This is a genomic window from Nonomuraea typhae (assembly GCF_009760925.1).
GTDB classification, from domain to species: Bacteria; Actinomycetota; Actinomycetes; order Streptosporangiales; family Streptosporangiaceae; genus Nonomuraea; species Nonomuraea typhae.
The window spans coordinates 169,242-187,441 of the sequence record NZ_VRLV01000014.1 but is presented as its reverse complement, the minus strand read 5'-3'; the positions used below and the strand labels follow the sequence as shown (position 1 = coordinate 187,441).

Here is an 18,200-nt window from a genome sequence, read left to right as displayed (position 1 = left end):
CGGGATATGGTCATAGACGGCGAGCAACTCGCCTCGACGGGCGACATGGTGCTCGGCGACATCAGGTTCCGGGACGCCCGCGAGCGCTGTGGATGGTCACCTGAACTTCCCGAGACCGACGACGGGGTCTGCTTGGTCAGATCGGGCTGGTTTCGCCGGGAGGAGTCCGGACGCCGGGAGTTCCTGGACGCCACCTGCGGCTACATCGCGAAGGCCGGGACCGTGGAACGTGTCTTCGGCCAGCGGGGCGGGTTCACGTGGATCCGGTTGTCGCCGGCCGCGTTCGACACGTGCGTCGAGGGCGCGCAGAGGGAGCACTGGCTGGTGAACGTCTCCAGCGCCCTCGATCTGCGGCACCGGCTTCTTCTCGCGGCGGTCCGGGGCGGGACCGACTCCTTCGAGCTCGCGGAGAGGCTGCTTTCCCTGTTCGAGGCATTGCCGCCGCGAACGGAACGGCCCGGCCCCACCCCGTGGCCGAGTACACAGGTGGCGCATCGCGCCCTGGCGGCGGCGGCCCAGGAGGCGCTCAACTGCAACCCCTCCCACGGGCTGGAACGCCTCGGCGAGCTGGTCGGCGCATCGCCGCACCACCTGAGCCGGGTCTTCAGGAAGGTGACCGGGCAGACCCTCACGGCGTACCGCAACGAATTACGGGTCCGCTCGATCCTTGAGCACCTCGCCGAGGGAATGACCGACCTGGCCGGCCTCGCGGCCATCCACGGATTCGTCGATCAGGCTCACATGACCAACGTCATCCGCCGGCACCTCGCCGACACACCGGCCGGGCTCCGGCGCAGACTGAGCATGAATCTGCAAGAACACGGCACGCCGCGTGGCTGAAAGTAGGGACACCTGGATCACCAACCTGAAGGGAGTCCCGATGAAACTCAAGCTGCTCGGGTCGTCCGTCGCGGCGGCGGCGCTCGTGGCGTCCATCGCCGCCACCGGCCCCGCCGGCGCCGCCAGTGCCACGGGCGCTGGCAGCGCCGCGGTCTGCGAAGGGCACGTGGGCGTGACCCACAAAGACGGCAATCTCATCTGGGGCAGCGGCAGTCTCGACGGCAGCTGCAGTGGAGGCAGCACCGCGAACATCTACATCCAGAGATGGGACGTCTGGCGCTGGGTCCAGATGGAGGACGACATCATCAACGGTCCCGGATATGTGGAATTAATCTACTTCGACTGCTCCGGCCGGGGAACCCAGACCTGGCGCACACTCGTCACCTGGCGGAACCCGTATACCGGCAAGCCGGGCTCCAAGGCGTCCAACGAGATCCGCGTCACCTGCAGCTGAACCCCTGGACCGGTAGAAAGGCCGGCGCCAACCGGACGTTCATCGCTGGACAGGCAAGATCTTTGAGAGTGCCCGCCCGGAGGGACCGTCTCACCGGCGCGGGGTTCCGGTGAGCGGCCTTCGAGGCCGAGGCGGCCACGACGCACGCGTGGGCCGGCTGGCGCGATGATCCTGGGATCGGCTGGTCGGCGAGCCTGAGTCTGCCGGGCCGGTCTCCAGGATCACGTCTCGCCGAATGAGAAAGAGGGCGAAAGCGAGTGCGGTGATCCTGCGGAGCTGAGTACGCGCGGGCCAGTTGTGATACTTCTTGCAGCGACGGTGTCGAAAACCTGTTCCCAGCTCCGTTCGACTGACGTGCGGACGCTGTCGATCGGGCTGGAGCAGGCGATTGTCGAGCGGATGTGCCGGCAGTGCGCGATGTGGGGAGCATGGACGCGGCCGGGCAGCGCCCTGATCGGTTGTGGAGCGCGGCGGACAGCCTTCAGCAGGCGTGGAAGGTGATCGAGCGCTACCCGTGGCTGAAGCCGTGGGCGCATGACGCTCTCGCGGGCAAGGCCGCGTACGTGGAGGGTATTCGCCGTGACCTGGCGCAGCTGATCGATTCGCCGGCGTTGCTGGAGGCGGCTGCGGTTTTCGCGTCGCCTTCCTTCTCGCTGTCAGCGGCCGATCCGGTGTATCGGGTCTTAGGTGATGAACGAACCGCGCGGCAGGTTCTCGATGGCGTGCAACGGGATTGGCGTGAATCCGTCGTTAGCGGTTGGGCTGGTTTCGTGGAATCTCGATATTCCAGCCACCGGCGTGTGCAAGAAGTGCTGGGCCGGAGACGTAAAGGCGTCACCGAGGTATACGGCGCCATCGACGCCCTGGTTGCCGGGTGGATCGATGAGGCGCGGCAGCAGGTGGCCGAGTCCGCTCCTGACCAGAGATTGATGGTGCTGGCCGTTCCCGTGGAGGACCGCGATCCGTATCAGCGGTCTCGGCAGGGCGGGGGGAGGAGCCTGCTGTGGCCCTGGCAACTGGGAGTGCTCTGCCGCCACGCCGTCGCTGTCGACTGGGCACGACGCCGGGCGCTCGTCAAGGTGCCAGATCTGATCGCACGGCGTCTGCTGAACGAGGACGCCGACTTCGCGGTTGCCGAACTGCCGGACCACGGTCATGACTACCACGAAGTGCTCGCCGCGTGGATTGACGAGCACCTGCCCAGCGGCGACGGCGCTCTGCTCCCGGGAGTCCTGGACGACGGGCCGGTGGCGGAGCGGCGTCCGCTCACGACAGCCGACATCGCGGCCTTACGCAGTGAACGCGACGATGAACGTGTCTACGTGGTGTTCTCGGCGATCGGCGGATTCGAGGCCGTGCCGCTGGGGGTACTCGCCGAGCGATGCGCGCGTGGCTGGCTGGGGGTTGTGGTGGCAGGGGCGGACGACCTGCCGGCGTCGCTGATGGGACCGTGGACCCAGATGGTGATCGGCGCTGACACCGAAAGCGACGAGGGCTTCGGCGCAGAGTTGTCCGTCCGGGCGGGAGAGAAGGCTTTGGCGAGGCCATATGCCTTCGGTTCCCAGGCCGCCGGTGACAATCCGAGGGCGGTGTCGCGGTCGCTTGGCCTTCTCGCCATGGCCCGGGGCGTGCATGATCTGCGCACCTTGACACACCGGTATGAGCTCCAGGGAATTCCGCCGGTGGTTTGGCGGGCTTTGCTGGCCTTCGACCAGCTGGACCTGACGCCGTTTCGGACGACGGAGAGCAGAAGGACGGGAAGGCCCGGGCTGGGGCTGCCACTCGGGATACTCGGGAACGTCCAGATCTACACGTCGAACAGCGATCCGGACTACGGCAAGGGGCATGCGGCCGCCTGCCGTCACGTTCGCGACGGAGGACTCGCCCTGCATCCGGATGATGATCTGATCACGATCACGGAGTTGGCGGACGGCCGATTCGATTGGTGCAGCAAATGCGGCGGGTACGCGGTTCGCCGCCTGACGGATGCTCAGCTCGCGCATTACCGTGCGGCGCATCGACTCGAGGACATCAACGACGAGATCAACTCGCTGATGGCCGGTCGCCGGGCGGACAACGACGCAATCGCACGTCGCCTTGCGGAATTCGACGAAGAGCTCACCCGCTTGGCCGACTGGGAACCCGATCCCGCACAGCGGCTCTACCGCGAGCAGGACCGTTGGCGTCAGGTAGTTCTTCATGTGAAGGAAGACTGGCAACGCCTGAAGGCGCAGTGCGCGGCAGATCGCGACGAAGGGCGAGTCTTCCCGATCGAAGCGGGGCGCCGCCGATCAGCCAAGAACTAGAGGGCGCCCTTGCGTAAGCCATCGCGCGACGGCACGGCGCGACGTTGAGGTTCTGGGGTCATTCCGGGTTGGGCGGAGTGGCGGATGGGCCCAGTGGGGGGTCGTTGGCCAGGTCGAGGGCGGCGGCGAGGATGGTGAGGACTTGGGTCATGGACTGAGGTGCCGGCTCGTACTCGCCGCGTCGGCGCTGTGTGATCAGCCTGGCGCTCTGCAGCGCGCGTAGATGGTGGTAGAGCTGGCCGCTCGTGGTCTGCTCGCCGTCTCCGGCGAGGGTCTCCTGGAGGTCGGTGCTGGTGCACCGGCCGCGGCGGACGAGTGTGGCGAGCAGTGCCAGCCGCGGCCGGCTGCCCAGGGATTCCAGGATGGCGGCCACCGGCGACCAGTCGGCCGACAGCACCTCGGCGAGAGACGCCTGCCTGTCCCACAGGGTCTCGCCGCCGGCCAGGCGTGCGGCTCCGGCGTAGGCCACCGTCCCGAGCTTGTCCTGCTCTTTTGCCTGGCGGAGCATGCCGGTGGCCGCTGCGGTGAGGGATGACGGCTCCGGGAGGCGCGGGGGGACGGTGTGGGCCTGGCTCTCCAGGCGGGCGATCCGGCGTTCGAGTTCGGTGAGCTTGTCCTCGCTCATGATGTCCTCCTACGCTATTTCGTAAGTACGGAATAGCGTAGATGTCGGGTATGGGCTTGGCAATGCCCCCGTCCGGGGCATGGCTATCGTTTCTGGCCGGTATCGGGCATGGCCTGGACGTCATTTGGGGTTTGCCGGGATACTTACGGTTGGTGACGGAAGATCATCGGTAAGGAGTCACCGCCGTGTTATCGAGCACTCCTCTGGCGGCCGAGCTTGCCGCGTGGCTCATCGCCTTCAACGTCGTCATTCTGGGCGCCGGGATGGCCTTGGAGCTGATCCAGTCGGGGTTCGGTCCGCAGTCCGAGGTGCCGGTGCCCGTGCAGGAGTGTGCGCAGTGCAGCGGCGAAGGCGGCAGATGGCTGCGGGTCGATGACCGGCGCAGCGCCGTCGGGCCGGCGATATGGGCGCCGTGTTTCGCCTGCTTCACGCCGCGGTCGGGGATCCGGGCCCGGGCGCCGAGGATGCGGAGGCCCGGCCGTCACGAGTCGCCTCCGTCGAAGTGGGTCGCCTGAGGGCGAGGCCGCGGCCCCGCCCGTAGAGCGGGCCATCGGGGTCGGTCTGGTCGGCGGTTTGTGCCGATGTTCCCTTGGGGTGAATCCTTTTGCGGGGTGGCGGCCTCTTATGGGGTGATGGCCGCACTGTGAAGGAGATGAGTATGGTTTGGGCCCGGCTGCAGGGGTGTGGGCGTGGCTGACCGCGCTTGGGCGAGCGCTCAGCTCATCGAGGCCGCGCAGGCCGGCGATCGCGAGTCGATCACCGCGGTGATCGACGGTGCTCATTCTCACGTGCGGCGCTTCGCGGAGCACCTGTGCGCCTCCCCGCAGGACGCCGAGGACGCCGCCCAGGAAGCGCTGATCACCCTCTACCGGAAGATCGGCACGCTCCGCGCCACCGGGGCGCTGGCCTCGTGGATGTTCCGCATCGTCAGGAACGAGTGCCTGCGCCGCGCGCGACTGCTGTTCGACCGCGGTGAGGCGGCCGACGCGGGGCTGGTGACCTCGGCCGAGGACGAGGTCATCCGGCGCCTGGAAGCCGAGTTCGTCGCGCAGGCGATCAAGGAGCTGCCGGACGTTCAGCGCAGAGTGCTGATCATGCGGGATGTGCTGGGCTATCCGGGCGGGAGGGTCGCGGAGGCGCTCGGGCTGAGCACTGCGGCCATGAAGTCCCAGTTGCACCGGGCCCGCGGCAGACTCCGGCTCAGTTTGGGCGACATGGCCGGGCGCGGCACCGCATCTCCATAACCTGAAGGGAAGTTTCGTCATGCTCGACATCGGATCGCCCGCGCCTGACATCGCGCTGGAGGACACCGACGGGCAGGCCGTCAGCCTGTCCGGATATCGGGGCAGCCATGCTGTCCTGATCTATTTCATGCGGTCGACGACGTGCCCGATCTGCAACAGGCACGTCCAAGATCTCATCCGGTGCCGTGATGAGTTCGCGGCGGAGAACGTCCGGGTGTTCGTCGCGGTGCCCGAGGAGCGTCAGGAAGCGGCCGCGTGGAAGGCCAAGCGTCAGGTTCCGTTCCCCGTCCTCGTCGGGCGCGGCGGGACCCCGCACGAGATGGTCGGCCTGAGCAGGAAGGTCTTCGGCTCGATGCAGCAGTCGGGCGACGTCCTCATCGATTCCGAGGGCGTCGTCCGCCATGCTCACGGCGCCACCATGCCCACCGGCGGCTACGACAAGAAGGGGATTCTCGCCGCCGTCCGGGGTCTGCGCGGATCCCGCCGGTCAGCGGGACCACGCCAGTGACGCCGCGGTCGCCGGCGTGAGGCTGCCGAGGTCGGTCACCGCCTGGTGCCGGGATTCGCTGTTGACCTCGACGAGTACGCCGTGCCGTACCCCGAACAAGACGACACCGCCCAGCCCGTGCTCGCGGATCCACTGCTCGCCGGGCAGTTGCCGGCATGTGTAGGGCGGCTCGCCGGGGTACGGCTTCACGCACGCCGCCTGCGGGCTGCTCAGCGAGAGCGGGTGGAGGGCGGCTGTGCTGGAGTCGTACTCGAGAAGGACGAAGGTGTCGCCAGGGTCGCGCACGATCTCGACCCACGAGGGCGCCTGGCCGGGGAGGCCGAGCAGCGGGACGTCGACGGCCGACAGCGCGCGTTCCTCGTGCCAGTTGACGATCCACGGGTGGCCCTGCAGGACCGTCGTGACGAACGCGCCCACGCCGAGGGCCGCGCAGAGCACGGGCCACCACCACGTGGCGCGATTGACCGCATAGCCGGCGATCGCGTAGGCGGCGGCCCCCGCCACTAGGGGCGGCACAGCGTAGAGTGCCCGCGGCCAGCCGGAGATCGAGTGGCCGGGGGCGAGGGCGATCATCGCTGGAATGAGGGCGGCGAGGGCGCAGGTGCCCAGAAGGGCCGCCCAGCCCGCCCGTGGAACCCGGAACCACCTGGACAGGATGACACTGAGCGGGAGGGGGAGCAGCAAGGCGGCGAAGACGTGGAAGATGGCGATGCCCTCGGCGGTGACGTAGAGCACGCCTTCGGCCGCGCCGATGATCGCGCCTACGGCCGCAGACCTTCCCAGTGTTCGCATGAGTCGCAATCATCCACGAAAGGGATAAAACAGCATAATTGCCCTCTGGTGCAGTTTGGTGCCGGCTTCAATAATCCGCGCGTCAGCAAGCGGCGAATGGTGGTCATCCCGTTCCACGAAGAAAGGGACTGACCCCACATGAAGCGTCCACGTTGGCTGCGCAGGTCCATCGGCGCGGCCGTCCTCGGCGTCGCGATGGCCGCGAGCCTGCTGAGCCCGGCCGCGGCCGCGGCGGCGACGGCCCCCCTGCCCTACGCACCCGACCTGCCCAACCTGAGCACCCCCCAGATCGCCTACGACGTCTCCTTCCAGCCGGTGGCGAAAGGTGTCGCCGTACGCGGCGCCGACGGTTCGCTGCTGTACGGCGTGCGCTCGGGCAACGGCTTCGCCCCCCTCCAATCCCTCGGCGGGACGATCGTCGGCGACCCGTCCGTCGTGGTCACGTCCAACGGCACGCACTTCTTCGTCCGCGGCACCGACGACCAGGTCTACACCACGACGATCACCCCCTCCGGCGCCCAGACCGGCTTCTCCCACGTGCCCGGCCTCACCGTGACCGGCGAGATCGAGTCGATCGTGGCCAGAGGCGAACCCTCCGCCAACATCAGGATCTTCGCCCGCGGCACCGACGGCGCGGTGTGGACCAACGTCCTGCGCAACGGCGCCTGGATCGGCTGGAGCAGCCTGGGCGGCTTCGCCACCAGTGAGATCACCACCGGCCGCGTCTTCATCCCCGCCAACCAGATCAGGGTCTACATCCGCGGCGCCGACCACCGGGTGTACCTCAACCAGGTGACCCCCACCGGCGCCAGCGGCTTCCAGCCGGTCGGCGACCTGCGCGTCACCAGCAACATCGCCCTTGCCGACGACATGTTCTTCAACGGCATGGAGATCTACGCCCGGGGAGAGGACAACCAGCTGTGGACCCTGTTGACGACCAACGGCACCTGGCGGCCGCTGGGCGGCTCCCTCACCAGCGATCCGGCGGTCAGTTCCCAAGCCAACCTCGTCGCCGTCTACGCCCGCGGCACTGACAACACCCTGTCCATCAACAAGCGCATCTCCGCCGGCTTCCTCGGCTTCACCAGGATCGAGGGCCAGGTGACCAGCAACCCCACGGCCCTCAGCCCCAACGGCTTCGAGGGCAGGCAGGCTCAGGTCCTGCTGGCCCGGCTACCCGGTGGCGCCCTGGCCACGAACTTCGCCGGCACCAACAGCATCGGGCTGCTCGACTCCTTCACCGGCTACGTCCCGGTCCCCGGACCGGCCGTGGACTGACCCGGCCCCTGCCACGCAGACACGGACGCCCCCGCCGGACACACCGCGGGGGCGTCCGGCCCAAGACGGCCGACTGCGACGGCCTTCGGTAGGGTCTGCGGCCATGCAGATCATCAAGGGCGCGGGAGAGTGGGCGCCGCCGGCCGCCGGGACCGCCAACGACTGGGTCGAGCATCTCAAGGTGCCCGACCTGTCCGTCGGGCCGTACTGCATCCCGGCCGGCGGAGCCGACACCCAGAGCCCGCACACCGAGGATCTGACGCTGCTGGTCGTGTTCGGCCCGGCCTACGGCTCTCGCAAGGAGCTCGAGAACGACTGAGTCCGCGGATGTCACATTCCGCCGCGCCGTTTCGTCAGGGAGGTGTAACAAGCTGACCAACCAAGGAGATCCGCCATGGAAGCCCGTCTGAACGTGTTCGGCAACGCCGTCGCGACCAAGTACATGAAGTACCTCGTGGCCGCCGGCAAGGCGGTGTCGGACTCGACGTTGCCCGCCGCGACGCAGGAGCTGGTGAAGCTGCGCGCAAGCCAGATCAACGGCTGCGGCTTCTGCACCGACATGCACAGCAAGGAAGCGGCGCACGCGGGGGAGACCTCGGTGCGCCTCAACCTGGTCGCCGCCTGGCGGGAGGCCACGGTCTTCACCGAGGCCGAGCGGGCCGCGCTGGAGCTGACCGAGCAGGGCACCCGGATCGCCGACGCGGCCGGCGGCGTGAGCGACGAGGCGTGGGCCGACGCGGCCAAGCACTACGACGAGGACCAGCTGGCCGCCCTGGTGGCCCTCATCTCGCTGATCAACTCCTTCAACCGCCTGAACGTCATCATCCAGCAGCCCGCCGGTGACTATCAGGTCGGTCAGTTCGCGTAGGCGCTCGCCCGGAACAAGAAGGACGCCCACGACCGGTAGGGACGCCACGCCTCGGCCAGCTGACGGTAGGCCGAGGCGGGGGCGTCCTCCGGGAGGCCGTACGCCTCGCGGAGGATCGCGAACAGCCGGGGCTCGTCGCCGGGGAAGGCGTCGGGCGCCCCGGCACCGCGGATCAGGATGAGCCCGGCCGAGAACGCCCCGACCCCGGGCAGCGACCGCAACGCGGCCAGCGCCTCCTCCGGCGGCAGCGAACGCAGGTGGTCGGTGGTCAGGACGCCGTCGAGGGCGGCCCTGGCCAGGGCTCGGATCCATTCCTCCTTCCGCGCCGGCAGGCCCATGCCGGAGGCGTCCACGAGGGAGACCGGCGGCGGGAAGGCGGGGCAGACCTCACCGTCGACCTCGACCTTGGCGCCGAACCGCTCGGCGATGCGCTGCTTGATGCGGGCGGCGATGACCATGGACGAGCGTTGCACGATCACCGCCCAGCACGCCGCCTCCCAGGGCGTCCAGAAGCAGACCGGGCGCAGGCCGGGGTATCGGCGCCGCAGCTCGTCCAGCACGGGGTCGGTGAGGGAGGAGAAGCCGGTGCCGTCGACGTCGAGGGAGAAGATGCGGGCGATCTCGTCACGGCCGGTGGGGCGGGTGGTGGCGACGGTGACGCCGCCGGGCGCGGCGCGGACCCGGACGCCGAGGGGCAGCCAGTCGGCCTCGGCGGCGTAGGCGAAGCGCAGGGTGCCGCCGGACGGGGCGGCCGGGGACGCGGGCCAGTCTTCGAGGAAGCGCAGCGACCCGGCGAAGTCGAAAGGGCCCTCAGCGGCGAGGGTAAAGGAGTGCATGCCCATAAGAGTATGGTAGTGAAGAATGCCACGTGGGATAATTCCAGGCGCCCCGCAACCATGAAACTCGAAGGAGAAACATGATTGCGCTCCTCGTCATCGACGCGCAGAAAGAGTACGCCCCGTCCGGCGCTCTGCCCGTGGCTCGGTTCGATGCCGCGCTCGGCAATGTGGAGCGCCTTCTCGGCGCCGCCCGCAGCAGTGGGCGGCCGGCCGTGGTGCACGTCCGGCACATCAGCAGCACGCCCGGCGACAGCAGCTTCGACGCAGGTGGCAGGGGTATCGACTTCGTCGACAGCGTACGGCCGGCCCGCGACGAGTTCGTTCTCACCAAGCATTACGTGGGCGCGTTCTCGAACCCGGACCTGGACCGGTATCTGCGCCGCAACGGCGTGGACGAGCTCGTGATTTGCGGCTTCACGTCATTTATCTGCTGTGACACGACGGCCCGCGAGGCGGTTCAGCTCGGCTACAAAGTCTATTTCGTCGAGGACGCGATCAGCGAATTCAGCCTGGGCGACATCGGCGCCGACGAACTGCACAGAATGGTTACGGCCGTCCAGGGCGCGGTATTTTCGACCGTGACGGCCACGGCGGACGCGGTCGCACTTTTGGGCGGCGGGGAGTGAGCGGGTGGGCGGCGCGCAGGCACCGCCCACCGGCCCCGGGTCAGACCGCGATCACCCGGATCGACGGGTGGTTCACGGTGTTGAGGTAGAGCCTTTCCTTCTTGTGCTCCTGCTCCAGCTCGACCACGAGCCGGTAGCGGTAGGTGCCCGGCCGGAGGGTGCTGAGCACGGTCCCGGCCCAGTAGTAGTAGACGGGGGTCAGGGGATCGCGCATCCGGTCCGGCGCGCCGTAGATCTTGAGCTCGATGCAGACCTTCTTCTCAGCCACGTCCTCCTCGTCACCGGCCTCGGTGTCCAGGAAGACGATGTTGTTGATCTTGGGCATGGGCGGCCAGGTGCCGTCCCGGCGGCGTTCCATGTCGATCGGGCGGATGATCCAGTTGAGCACCTGCCCCTGCTTGCAGACGGTCTCCAGGCAGTCGGTGCCCTGGCCGTCGCCGCCGACGCTGTTGTCGACCATGTACAGGGCCCCATCCAGCGAGCGGTTCTCCGTCGCCTTCTCCATGTCGACGAGCGTGACGATGTTGAGCTGGACGGAGTTGAGCTGGCCGGGGTTCTGCTTGCGAACGCCGCTGAGCGAGGTGACCATGAACGTCCTCCTTTAGCCCACCAGCGTGGGGGACAGGGTGGTGGTGATCGGAATGGTGCGGGTCCCGACCAGGAACTTGATCTGGTACGGCACCTGCCCGATGTCGTCCTTCTTGACCGTGCCGATCCAGTAGGCGACGTCGGTGCCCGGGTAGGTCTGGCGTTCGGGCTCGATGACGTCCTTGTCGACGACGATGTCGGCGATGCCGACGAACGCCTCGCACTCCAGGGCCAGGACGTTCCAGACGACGCGGTCGCCGGCGCGGACCTTGGTCCTGAGCTGTTCGGTGCCGAAGCCGGTCGAGCCGCCGTCCTTGTTGGTGTCGTAGAGGTAGAGATGGTCGTGGACGGTGTCGCCGGCCAGGGCGCCGACGGCGTCGAGGACGGCGGTGACGGCGATGGGCGGCCGGGGGGAGGTCTCGCGCGGCTTCTGCCTGGGTGGCATGTCGAGGCTCCTGTCTAGAAGGCGGCCGGCGGGATGGGGAGCATGCCGACGCCCGCCTTGGTGAAGGCGTTGCGCTTCGGCTCTGAGGTGATCTTGAGGGCGGAGTCGCAGGTCAGGTCCACGGGCTCCCAGATCCAGTCGCTGCCCTGATGGGCGAGGCGGTGGAGTTGGATGGCCATGGTGTAGGCGTAGGTGCCGGGGCGGGTGGAGTCGACCGTGGCCGACCAGTACCAGCCGTCGGTGACCATGTCGGGCGAGCCGTACTCGGCCGGATACATGATCTTCTTGTCGACCGCTTCGCCGTAGATGTCGGTGATGACCGGGGCCGGGTAGCTGTGGCCGGCCGTACTGTCGGGGGCGACGACGTTGCCGGTGACGTCGAGGACCTTCTGCGAGGCGGGGCCGCGGGTGCGGCGGGTGGTCTTGGTGCGGGTGCCGAGCGTTTGCTGGATCTGACTGAGCTGGGCGGCGGTGTCGTCGCCCTGGCCGGCCGGCTTCAGGACCAGCGACTCCAGCTCGCGCAGGGCCTGGCGGTCGGTCTCGCGGGCGCGGTCGGCCTCGTAGCCGCGGGGGACGGTGGGCGGGATCGAGCCGAGGCTGTAGGGCAGCCAGTTGAGCACCTGCTCGGTGGCCTGCGAGCCGTCCTGCCAGTAGGAGCCGTGGATGGCGGTGATCAGGCCGCCGGTGCCCTGGCCCTCGGAGCCCTGGAGCTTCATGTTGTCGAACAGGTAGGTGTTGCCCTCCAGCGTCTTGGTCTCCAGGGCGTTGGCGACGTCGACGAGCACGATGATCGCGAGTTGCTGCGGCATGGGATTCTCCAGAAGGCTAGACCCGCATGAGCGAGGGCGTGTCGACGTGCAGGGCGCTGTACGGGCCTTCGTACATCTGGAACTCCAGGCGATAGCGGTAGGCGACGCCCGGCTGCATGTACGACGGCACCACTCCCGACCAGATGTCGAGGTCGAGCTTCTCGCTCTCCCCGTTCTGGCCGTCGTCCGGCCCGATCGGCTGGCCGCCGGGGCCGAGGAAGGTGATGTTCTTGATCTCGACCGGGGTCTGCAGGTCCACGGCCAGCACGGTCCACTGGACGACCTGGCCGGGGGTGACGATCGTGCACAACTCCGGCGTGCCCTGCGCGCGGCTCTCGAACGTCCCGTCGTCGATCAGGCTGAGGTTTCCGTTGAGCAGCGAGCGATCGGACAGCGCCCCGATGACATCCACCAGGGCGATGATGTTGACGTGCGGTTTCGGTGCTACCACTTCGACCCTCCCGTTGGTCAGCCCCGATCCCGGACCAGCGGCACCTTGCCCACGTGCGTCCGCTCGATCTCCGCGGAGGCCCGGTGCACGAACCTGATCTGAAACCGGTAGCCGGTCTTCGCCAGCGAGGCGGCGTTCGCCTCGCCCTGGTTGAACAGCGACAGCGCTCGGGGCAGCGCGTTGAGGAACAGGTGCTGCGCGCCGTACGGCCCGAGCGGCGCCTCCGTCGCGTACGTCAGCCCGGCCACGTCGTCCACCGCCGCCAGCAGTGTGATCGTCCGCTCCTCGCGGTGGTTGACGAACTGCACGTCGTGCGCGACCTCGTTGAGGTCCACGGCGGTGCCCGCCTTCAGCTCCTCGCGCACCGCCGCGTAGGCGCGCGCGGCGGAGTACTGGCTGTCGGCGATGTGCAGCACGTCTCCGGTACGGCCGGCGAACTCGAACTGGTGCGTCCTGAGCCCGGGCCCGTCGAGCCGGGGCCGCCGGATCATCCGGTCACCGAGTTTGAGCCGGGGCAGCGGCGCCTCGTGGGCGTGCAGCCGGGTGACGACCAGTTCGCCTTCCTCGCCCTCGGCCACCCAGCGGCCCCGCTCGTCGACGATCTCGATGAGATGCAGCCCGGGGACGGCCGCGAGCCAGGGGGTCTTCTCCGACAACTGCAGCCCGACGGTCTCGGCCTGGGTGGCCGCGAAGTAGCTGAGGATCGTGACGTTGGGGAACATGGCCTTCAACTCGGCCCGTTTGGCCTGGGACAGCACGCCGCTGCCGTACATCGCGACCCGGAAGCTCTCCCGGGCCTCGGCCTTGAGCCCGGCGCCGAGCTCGGTGAGGATGGCGATGCCGGCGGTGATGCCCATCAGCGCCTTCGGCCCCGGATAGGAGAACATCTGCTCCAGCACGCCGGCCGTGACGGGCCCGGCGCCGATGTAGTTGACGCCCGGCACGTTCTGCAGGACGCCGCCGACCATCGTGCCGCTGCTCCACATCTGGTAGTCGGCCAGCGTGGTGAACAGCCACCTGGGGCTGCCGGGCAGGTGCTGGGCGAGCTGGTGGTCGCCCATGAACCGCCCGGCCACGCGGTAGGTGTCGTGCAGCTCGCGCACCGCGTAGACGATCTCCAGCGGGCTGCCGCCGCTGGTGCCGCCGCTGGCCACGATCTCGAAGCCGCCGCGGTCCAGCGGCACCACGAGGCCGGGGCGCGTCTCGGTGTAGAACTCGCGCTGGAGGTCCTTGTCCGACAGCGGGATCCGCTGCCACTGCTCGAAGGTCTCGGGGATCTCGCAGCCGGCCAGGCGGCGTTTCCACTCGGGGTTGAGGAGCAGGGTGTGGATCATCTGCCGCAGGCGGCGCAGGACCAGCGCGTCCTGCACGTCGTGGGGGAGTTCGCCGTACGGCGTGCCGTACGCGCGGGCGCACTCCCGCATCTTGCCGGCGAACGACGGGAGCGCGCACACGGCCTCGGCGGAGACCGGCGTCAGCTCCTCATCGGGGATCAGCTTGGTGGCCAGGTCGGCCGGGTTCATCGGCACCCTCCTCGGAGCAGCTCTTGGCCAACGGCTCTGATCTCGCCGAGCAGCATGCGGAAGTGCTCCTCGGTGATCAGGTGGTTCATCAGGACGACACGCAGCGCGGCCACTCCCGCGAGGTCGACCTTGGAGATGAAGAACGTGCCCCGTGCCTTGACCCGGTCGCGGATGGCGACCTGGAGGCGGTGGGTGTCGGCGTCGGACAGCGTGCCGGGGCGGTAGCGGAAGCACAGGATGTTCGCCTCCGGCCAGTGGGTGGTCTCGAAGTCCGGCTCGCTCAGCAGGATGTGGTGGACGTCCTTGGTCAGCCGGCAGAGGTATTCGATCTTCTCGGCGAACAAGGCCCTGCCGTACATCGCCCACGACACCCAGAGCGGCATGATCATCGGGCGCTTGGTGCACTCGAGGGTCTTGCCGCCGCTGTCGAGCGCGGTGTAGATGTCCGGTTCCTCGTCGAAGACGTAGCTGGCCCGCTGGCGGAACGGGCTGCGGCTCTTGTCCTTGTCGCGGTAGAAGAGCAGCGTGCAGGGGGCCGGGGTGAACATCATCTTGTGCGCGTCCCAGGCCAGGGAGTCGGCCCGGTCGATGCCCTCCAGCTTCCAGCGCAGCCGGTCCGACACCAGGAGGCTCGCCCCGTGCGCGCCGTCCACGTGCAGCCAGATGCCGCGCTCGCGGGTGATCTCGGCCAGCTCGCCGATCGGGTCGAAGGCGCCCACCGACGTCGTTCCCGCCGAGGCCACCAGGCAGAAGACCCGCAGGCCCCGCCGCTCGGCCGCCTCCAGGGCGGGTACGACGCGGTCCACGTCGATCCGGTGGCGGCGGTCGAGCGGCAGCCGGATGAGCTGGGCCTCGCCGATGCCCATGACGCCGGCCGTACGGGAGACGCTGTAGTGCACGTCGTCGCCGACGGCGATGGCGGGACGGGGCCGGTCGAGGCAGGCGGCGCCGCCTTCGGACCAGAAGCCGGGCAGGCGGTCGTTCCTGGCGGCCAGCAGCGCGGTCAGGTTGGCCAGCGAGCCGCCGGAGGTGGTGACCATGGCGAAGCTGCCCGGCGGCCAGCCGATGAAGCGGTTGAGCTCGTCGGCCATGATCTTCTCGGCGACGTTCGGCAGCTGGGCGGCCTCGTAGAAGGAGGACGGCTGGCTGACGACCGAGCTGATGAAGTCGACGACGCCGGCCAGGGGGACCGGGCCGGAGAACTGCCGGCCCATGTAGCCGGGCGAATGGACCTGGATTCCGGTCTTGAGGTAAAGGTCGATGATGGCGTTGAGCTTGGCCTCGTCATGGCCGGCGACGTTCTCCCGATCGGTGGTCATCAGCGATCTGGCGGCTCGCGACAACTGCGCCGGTTCGGTGAGTTCCAGGCCCCTGATCGACAGATCGGTCAGGTGCTTTTCCAGTCGGTCCAGGGTCGCGGCGGAGCTTTCCAGGAACCGCTGAATGTCGAACGCATCGAGCGTTAATCTGCTCGATATTTTGCGGGCATGGTCCATAAATGTAGCCCTCCCTGAATGATTCCCCCGCCGGGATCGGGGCGCGGCAACATAAGGAAAGCATGAATACGGGTCCGCCGGAATTGTGTGGGTCGGCGTGTGGGGTCACTTGGGAACAAGCCGGATCAAAACATGGATCCACGGCGGGCGCAATAGCCATTCGCCGTCCTACCTGGGCTGAGATAATGTCAGGCCCGCAACCCGGGACACGACTATCCCCTAACGTAATCAGTCAAACCGGGTTTAGTGGCGGACGGTTGAATTCTTGGCCGTCCGGTCGCACGCGGGATCCGTGATATGATCTCGTCTTCGTGTGGAATGGGAGATCCAGTTGATGAATGACGACTCGGCATTCGTGCAAAACGAGCTGCAGCGGCTGCGCGCCAGCATCGACAATCTCGACGCCGCCCTCGTGCACCTGCTCGCCGAGCGATTCAAATGCACCCAGGAGGTGGGCAGGCTGAAGGCGGAATACAACCTGCCGCCGGCCGATCCGGAGCGGGAGAAGCGGCAGATCACGCGGCTGCGCAGCCTGGCCGAGGAGTCGCGGCTCGACCCGGTCTTCGCCGAGCGCTTCCTCGGTTTCATCATCGCCGAGGTCGTCCGGCACCACGAGCTGATCGCCAGCAACAAGGCGCGCGGGACCGGCTAGCTCGTCACCTTCTGCGCCGCGATCCAGGCGTCGATGATCTCCCACTGGTCGTAGAGCCAGCGAATGCGTTCCTCACGTCCGCGCGGCACCTCGGCGGCCGGCACCCGCCACCATTGGGCGGTGATCCGGGCCTCCAGCGGCAGGCGCCGCCACACGTCGCCGATCGTCATCAGGTCGTCGAGGCCGGTGTGGGCGACGAAGACGACGTCGGCCGACGGGCTGGCCTCGATCGCGGCGATGGCGCCGCCGGGCCTGGGCGGCAGCAGGTGGTCGAGGTTGCGGGCCCGCTCCGCCTCGGCGGACAGGCCCTTCTCCTCCAGGCGGCGAATGGCCATGCGCCGCCGGCGCGGGGTGAAGTTGCCGCCCTCGGGGAAGATGACCAGGGCGTCGTCGTCGTCCATGGTCGAGGCCAGCCGGGTGATCTCCGCGAGGATCCCGCTCTCGGCCGCCCGGCGGGGCACGAACGCGTTCGGCAGGCGATTGACCAGCACGTCCAGCGAAGGGTCGTACTGCAGGGCCGCCTTCATGACGATGCGCGGCTGCCGCCGGTACACCGCCAGCAGGTGGTGGACCAGCAGGAAACTGTCGCCGGGGCCCGCGTGGCGGGCCAGCACGATGACCGGGCGGGTGAGCCTGGCGGCCTGCTCGGCCTCGGTCGGCGGGGGCTCGGCGATGGTGACGGTCAGGCGGAAGACCCGTTCGGCGGTGCCGTACACGCGGGAGAGGAACCAGCGGATCACCGCGTAGTGGCGCGTCTGGAACTTGTCGCGGCGCAGCCGTCCGCCGAAGCCGGCGGCCACCCACAGCGCGAGGCAGGCCAGCAGCGCGCCGCACTCCAGCACCAGCCACACCGCGCCGAACCAGACGAAGCGCACCCCGCGCCGCTGCGGCGGCGGCAGGCGCAACGAGGCCAGCGTCACCACCAGCAGCCAGAACGGCAGCGTGACCAGCACGACGACGGTGAGCACGAGCACCAGGGGAACGAGAATGATGCGGCGCAGGATGCGTGGGGGCAAGGGGACCTCCTAATCGTTCATCCTCCCCCTTGAATCCAGATAACGCGAAGAAGCCCGATAAGCCCGCTCCACATAAGCCGCAATAAGCGACATATCCCGATAACGCCATGGCGACACCGGCTCCGGCGCCCCCGCCGGCATCACGTGCACCTCCACCCCGTCCGGCAGGTTCGCCATCTCCTCCGCGAACCGATGCCGCCGCGCGATCTCGAAGGCCACCATGCCCACCTCCCACGGCCGCTCCGGCACCCGCAACGGCCGCTCGATCCGCCCCACGTGCAGCACGAACACCCGCCGCGCCCCCAGGTGTACGGCCCGGCCGACCGGAATCGAGTGCACCAGCCCCCCGTCGAAGAAGTGTTCCCCGTCCACGTGCACCGGCGGCAGCAACCCAGGCACCGCGCACGAGGCCAGCACCGCGTCCACCAGCGGCCCGCCGGTGAACCAGTGCGCCGCCGCCCGCTCCACCGAGGCCGCCACGCACTGGAAGGGCACGGCCAGCTCCTCGATCCGCGCCACCGGGATCGTCTCGGCCAGCAGCCGCCGCAGCGGCCCGGCCGAATGCAGATGGGTGCCGGTCTTGGCCAGCGTGGACAGCCGCGCCACCCACGAACCGGCGAAAGCCGTACGGACCACATCGGAAGCCCACAACGCGGTCAGCCGTTTGACCGCCTCGTCGGGGTCGGCGGCCAGCACCGCCCCGTTCAGCGCGCCGATCGAGGTGCCGAGCACGACGTCGGGCCGGATGCCCGCCTCGTCCAGCGCCCTGAGCATGCCCACCTCGTGCGCGCCGAGCACGCCACCACCGCCGAGCACGAAAGCCGTATCCACGAGGGCCAC

The 18,200-nt window shown here is 68.7% G+C and carries 22 protein-coding genes; 11 read left to right on the top strand and 11 right to left on the bottom strand.

From position 1 onward, the window contains the following. Positions 1-6: 6 nt before the first annotated feature. The 3 genes from FVE25_RS40090 to FVE25_RS40080 all read left to right on the top strand — a co-directional run bounded on the left by FVE25_RS40090 (position 7) and on the right by FVE25_RS40080 (position 3,600). Positions 7-840 carry a helix-turn-helix domain-containing protein gene (locus tag FVE25_RS40090; RefSeq protein ID WP_157252723.1) on the top strand — a complete coding sequence of 278 codons (834 nt, stop codon included), beginning with the start codon at positions 7-9 and terminating at the stop codon, positions 838-840. Positions 841-880: 40 nt separating this feature from the next. Further along, a complete protein-coding gene (locus tag FVE25_RS40085; protein ID WP_157252722.1) occupies positions 881-1,294 on the top strand; it encodes a hypothetical protein in 414 nt (137 codons plus the stop codon). 428 nt (positions 1,295-1,722) lie between these two features. Then, complete coding sequence (locus tag FVE25_RS40080) at positions 1,723-3,600, top strand: hypothetical protein (protein WP_157252721.1); 1,878 nt, start codon at positions 1,723-1,725, stop codon at positions 3,598-3,600. Between the two features lie 58 nt (positions 3,601-3,658). Here the strand turns inward: FVE25_RS40080 and FVE25_RS40075 are convergent, their stop codons facing one another. Then, positions 3,659-4,225, bottom strand: coding sequence for an ArsR/SmtB family transcription factor (locus FVE25_RS40075; RefSeq protein WP_157252720.1), 567 nt, complete (start codon positions 4,223-4,225; stop codon positions 3,659-3,661). Positions 4,226-4,410: 185 nt separating this feature from the next. Between FVE25_RS40075 and FVE25_RS40070 the strand changes: the two genes are divergently transcribed. The 3 genes from FVE25_RS40070 (at position 4,411) to FVE25_RS40060 (ending at position 5,977) form a co-directional block, all read left to right on the top strand. Further along, positions 4,411-4,740 (top strand): hypothetical protein, encoded by a 330-nt coding sequence (locus FVE25_RS40070; RefSeq protein ID WP_157252719.1) that lies wholly within the window; start codon positions 4,411-4,413, stop codon positions 4,738-4,740. A 174-nt stretch (positions 4,741-4,914) separates the two neighbouring features. Next, positions 4,915-5,469, top strand: a complete 555-nt coding sequence (locus FVE25_RS40065) for an RNA polymerase sigma factor (protein WP_157252718.1) — start codon at positions 4,915-4,917, stop codon at positions 5,467-5,469. Between the two features lie 19 nt (positions 5,470-5,488). Beyond that, positions 5,489-5,977: a peroxiredoxin family protein gene (locus FVE25_RS40060; RefSeq protein ID WP_157252717.1), complete on the top strand. Its 489-nt coding sequence runs from the start codon at positions 5,489-5,491 to the stop codon at positions 5,975-5,977. On the opposite strand, the gene FVE25_RS40055 is transcribed toward FVE25_RS40060, so the two are convergent. Further along, complete coding sequence (locus FVE25_RS40055; RefSeq protein ID WP_157252716.1) at positions 5,957-6,769, bottom strand: hypothetical protein; 813 nt, start codon at positions 6,767-6,769, stop codon at positions 5,957-5,959. The genes FVE25_RS40060 and FVE25_RS40055 overlap by 21 nt on opposite strands. 138 nt (positions 6,770-6,907) lie before the next feature. Between FVE25_RS40055 and FVE25_RS40050 the strand changes: the two genes are divergently transcribed. From FVE25_RS40050 to FVE25_RS40040, 3 genes are all read left to right on the top strand, one after another. Continuing rightward, positions 6,908-8,047, top strand: coding sequence for a DUF8189 domain-containing protein (locus tag FVE25_RS40050; RefSeq protein WP_157252715.1), 1,140 nt, complete (start codon positions 6,908-6,910; stop codon positions 8,045-8,047). Between the two features lie 103 nt (positions 8,048-8,150). Further along, positions 8,151-8,366, top strand: coding sequence for a hypothetical protein (locus FVE25_RS40045; RefSeq protein ID WP_157252714.1), 216 nt, complete (start codon positions 8,151-8,153; stop codon positions 8,364-8,366). A gap of 75 nt (positions 8,367-8,441) precedes the next feature. Next, positions 8,442-8,915, top strand: a complete 474-nt coding sequence (locus FVE25_RS40040) for a carboxymuconolactone decarboxylase family protein (RefSeq protein WP_157252713.1) — start codon at positions 8,442-8,444, stop codon at positions 8,913-8,915. Here FVE25_RS40040 and FVE25_RS40035 read toward each other — a convergent pair. After that, positions 8,903-9,751: a DNA-3-methyladenine glycosylase family protein gene (locus tag FVE25_RS40035; RefSeq protein ID WP_219825849.1), complete on the bottom strand. Its 849-nt coding sequence runs from the start codon at positions 9,749-9,751 to the stop codon at positions 8,903-8,905. The two genes, FVE25_RS40040 and FVE25_RS40035, sit on opposite strands and share 13 nt — an antisense overlap. 80 nt (positions 9,752-9,831) lie before the next feature. On the opposite strand from FVE25_RS40035, the gene FVE25_RS40030 reads away from it, so the two are divergent. After that, positions 9,832-10,380: a cysteine hydrolase family protein gene (locus FVE25_RS40030; RefSeq protein WP_157252711.1), complete on the top strand. Its 549-nt coding sequence runs from the start codon at positions 9,832-9,834 to the stop codon at positions 10,378-10,380. Between the two features lie 40 nt (positions 10,381-10,420). Here the strand turns inward: FVE25_RS40030 and FVE25_RS40025 are convergent, their stop codons facing one another. The 6 genes from FVE25_RS40025 to FVE25_RS40000 are packed head-to-tail and all read right to left on the bottom strand — an operon-like array spanning position 10,421 to position 15,692. Further along, complete coding sequence (locus FVE25_RS40025) at positions 10,421-10,969, bottom strand: hypothetical protein (protein ID WP_157252710.1); 549 nt, start codon at positions 10,967-10,969, stop codon at positions 10,421-10,423. Between the two features lie 12 nt (positions 10,970-10,981). Then, positions 10,982-11,413, bottom strand: a complete 432-nt coding sequence (locus FVE25_RS40020; RefSeq protein WP_157252709.1) for a hypothetical protein — start codon at positions 11,411-11,413, stop codon at positions 10,982-10,984. Positions 11,414-11,427: 14 nt separating this feature from the next. Next, complete coding sequence (locus tag FVE25_RS40015) at positions 11,428-12,222, bottom strand: hypothetical protein (RefSeq protein WP_157252708.1); 795 nt, start codon at positions 12,220-12,222, stop codon at positions 11,428-11,430. A gap of 16 nt (positions 12,223-12,238) precedes the next feature. Further along, positions 12,239-12,673, bottom strand: coding sequence for a hypothetical protein (locus FVE25_RS40010; protein WP_157252707.1), 435 nt, complete (start codon positions 12,671-12,673; stop codon positions 12,239-12,241). Between the two features lie 17 nt (positions 12,674-12,690). Beyond that, positions 12,691-14,196, bottom strand: coding sequence for a phenylacetate--CoA ligase family protein (locus FVE25_RS40005; RefSeq protein WP_157252706.1), 1,506 nt, complete (start codon positions 14,194-14,196; stop codon positions 12,691-12,693). Beyond that, the gene (locus tag FVE25_RS40000; protein ID WP_157252705.1) at positions 14,193-15,692 is read right to left on the bottom strand and encodes a pyridoxal phosphate-dependent decarboxylase family protein; all 1,500 of its coding nucleotides are present in this window, start codon (positions 15,690-15,692) and stop codon (positions 14,193-14,195) included. Before FVE25_RS40000 ends, FVE25_RS40005 begins: the two co-directional genes overlap by 4 nt. 313 nt (positions 15,693-16,005) lie before the next feature. Between FVE25_RS40000 and FVE25_RS39995 the strand changes: the two genes are divergently transcribed. Continuing rightward, a complete protein-coding gene (locus tag FVE25_RS39995; protein WP_246268183.1) occupies positions 16,006-16,344 on the top strand; it encodes a chorismate mutase in 339 nt (112 codons plus the stop codon). On the opposite strand, the gene FVE25_RS39990 is transcribed toward FVE25_RS39995, so the two are convergent. Both FVE25_RS39990 and FVE25_RS39985 read right to left on the bottom strand, forming a co-directional pair. After that, positions 16,341-17,360 (bottom strand): 1-acyl-sn-glycerol-3-phosphate acyltransferase, encoded by a 1,020-nt coding sequence (locus FVE25_RS39990; RefSeq protein ID WP_157252704.1) that lies wholly within the window; start codon positions 17,358-17,360, stop codon positions 16,341-16,343. The two genes, FVE25_RS39995 and FVE25_RS39990, sit on opposite strands and share 4 nt — an antisense overlap. A gap of 9 nt (positions 17,361-17,369) precedes the next feature. Beyond that, complete coding sequence (locus FVE25_RS39985; RefSeq protein WP_157252703.1) at positions 17,370-18,191, bottom strand: patatin-like phospholipase family protein; 822 nt, start codon at positions 18,189-18,191, stop codon at positions 17,370-17,372. Between the last annotated feature and the right edge of the window lie 9 nt (positions 18,192-18,200).

What these genes read in the sequence shown, in the direction of transcription:
- FVE25_RS40060 (WP_157252717.1), top strand. Translation starts at nt 5,489, where the DNA reads ATGCTCGACATCGGATCGCCCGCGCCTGACATCGCGCTGGAGGACACC.
- FVE25_RS40090 (WP_157252723.1), top strand. Translation starts at nt 7, where the DNA reads ATGGTCATAGACGGCGAGCAACTCGCCTCGACGGGCGACATGGTGCTC.
- FVE25_RS40045 (WP_157252714.1), top strand. Translation starts at nt 8,151, where the DNA reads ATGCAGATCATCAAGGGCGCGGGAGAGTGGGCGCCGCCGGCCGCCGGG.
- FVE25_RS40050 (WP_157252715.1), top strand. Translation starts at nt 6,908, where the DNA reads ATGAAGCGTCCACGTTGGCTGCGCAGGTCCATCGGCGCGGCCGTCCTC.
- FVE25_RS40085 (WP_157252722.1), top strand. Translation starts at nt 881, where the DNA reads ATGAAACTCAAGCTGCTCGGGTCGTCCGTCGCGGCGGCGGCGCTCGTG.
- FVE25_RS40025 (WP_157252710.1), bottom strand. Translation starts at nt 10,969, where the DNA reads ATGGTCACCTCGCTCAGCGGCGTTCGCAAGCAGAACCCCGGCCAGCTC.
- FVE25_RS40040 (WP_157252713.1), top strand. Translation starts at nt 8,442, where the DNA reads ATGGAAGCCCGTCTGAACGTGTTCGGCAACGCCGTCGCGACCAAGTAC.
- FVE25_RS40055 (WP_157252716.1), bottom strand. Translation starts at nt 6,769, where the DNA reads ATGCGAACACTGGGAAGGTCTGCGGCCGTAGGCGCGATCATCGGCGCG.
- FVE25_RS40075 (WP_157252720.1), bottom strand. Translation starts at nt 4,225, where the DNA reads ATGAGCGAGGACAAGCTCACCGAACTCGAACGCCGGATCGCCCGCCTG.
- FVE25_RS40015 (WP_157252708.1), bottom strand. Translation starts at nt 12,222, where the DNA reads ATGCCGCAGCAACTCGCGATCATCGTGCTCGTCGACGTCGCCAACGCC.
- FVE25_RS40030 (WP_157252711.1), top strand. Translation starts at nt 9,832, where the DNA reads ATGATTGCGCTCCTCGTCATCGACGCGCAGAAAGAGTACGCCCCGTCC.
- FVE25_RS40035 (WP_219825849.1), bottom strand. Translation starts at nt 9,751, where the DNA reads ATGCACTCCTTTACCCTCGCCGCTGAGGGCCCTTTCGACTTCGCCGGG.
- FVE25_RS40020 (WP_157252709.1), bottom strand. Translation starts at nt 11,413, where the DNA reads ATGCCACCCAGGCAGAAGCCGCGCGAGACCTCCCCCCGGCCGCCCATC.
- FVE25_RS40000 (WP_157252705.1), bottom strand. Translation starts at nt 15,692, where the DNA reads ATGGACCATGCCCGCAAAATATCGAGCAGATTAACGCTCGATGCGTTC.
- FVE25_RS40080 (WP_157252721.1), top strand. Translation starts at nt 1,723, where the DNA reads ATGGACGCGGCCGGGCAGCGCCCTGATCGGTTGTGGAGCGCGGCGGAC.
- FVE25_RS40005 (WP_157252706.1), bottom strand. Translation starts at nt 14,196, where the DNA reads ATGAACCCGGCCGACCTGGCCACCAAGCTGATCCCCGATGAGGAGCTG.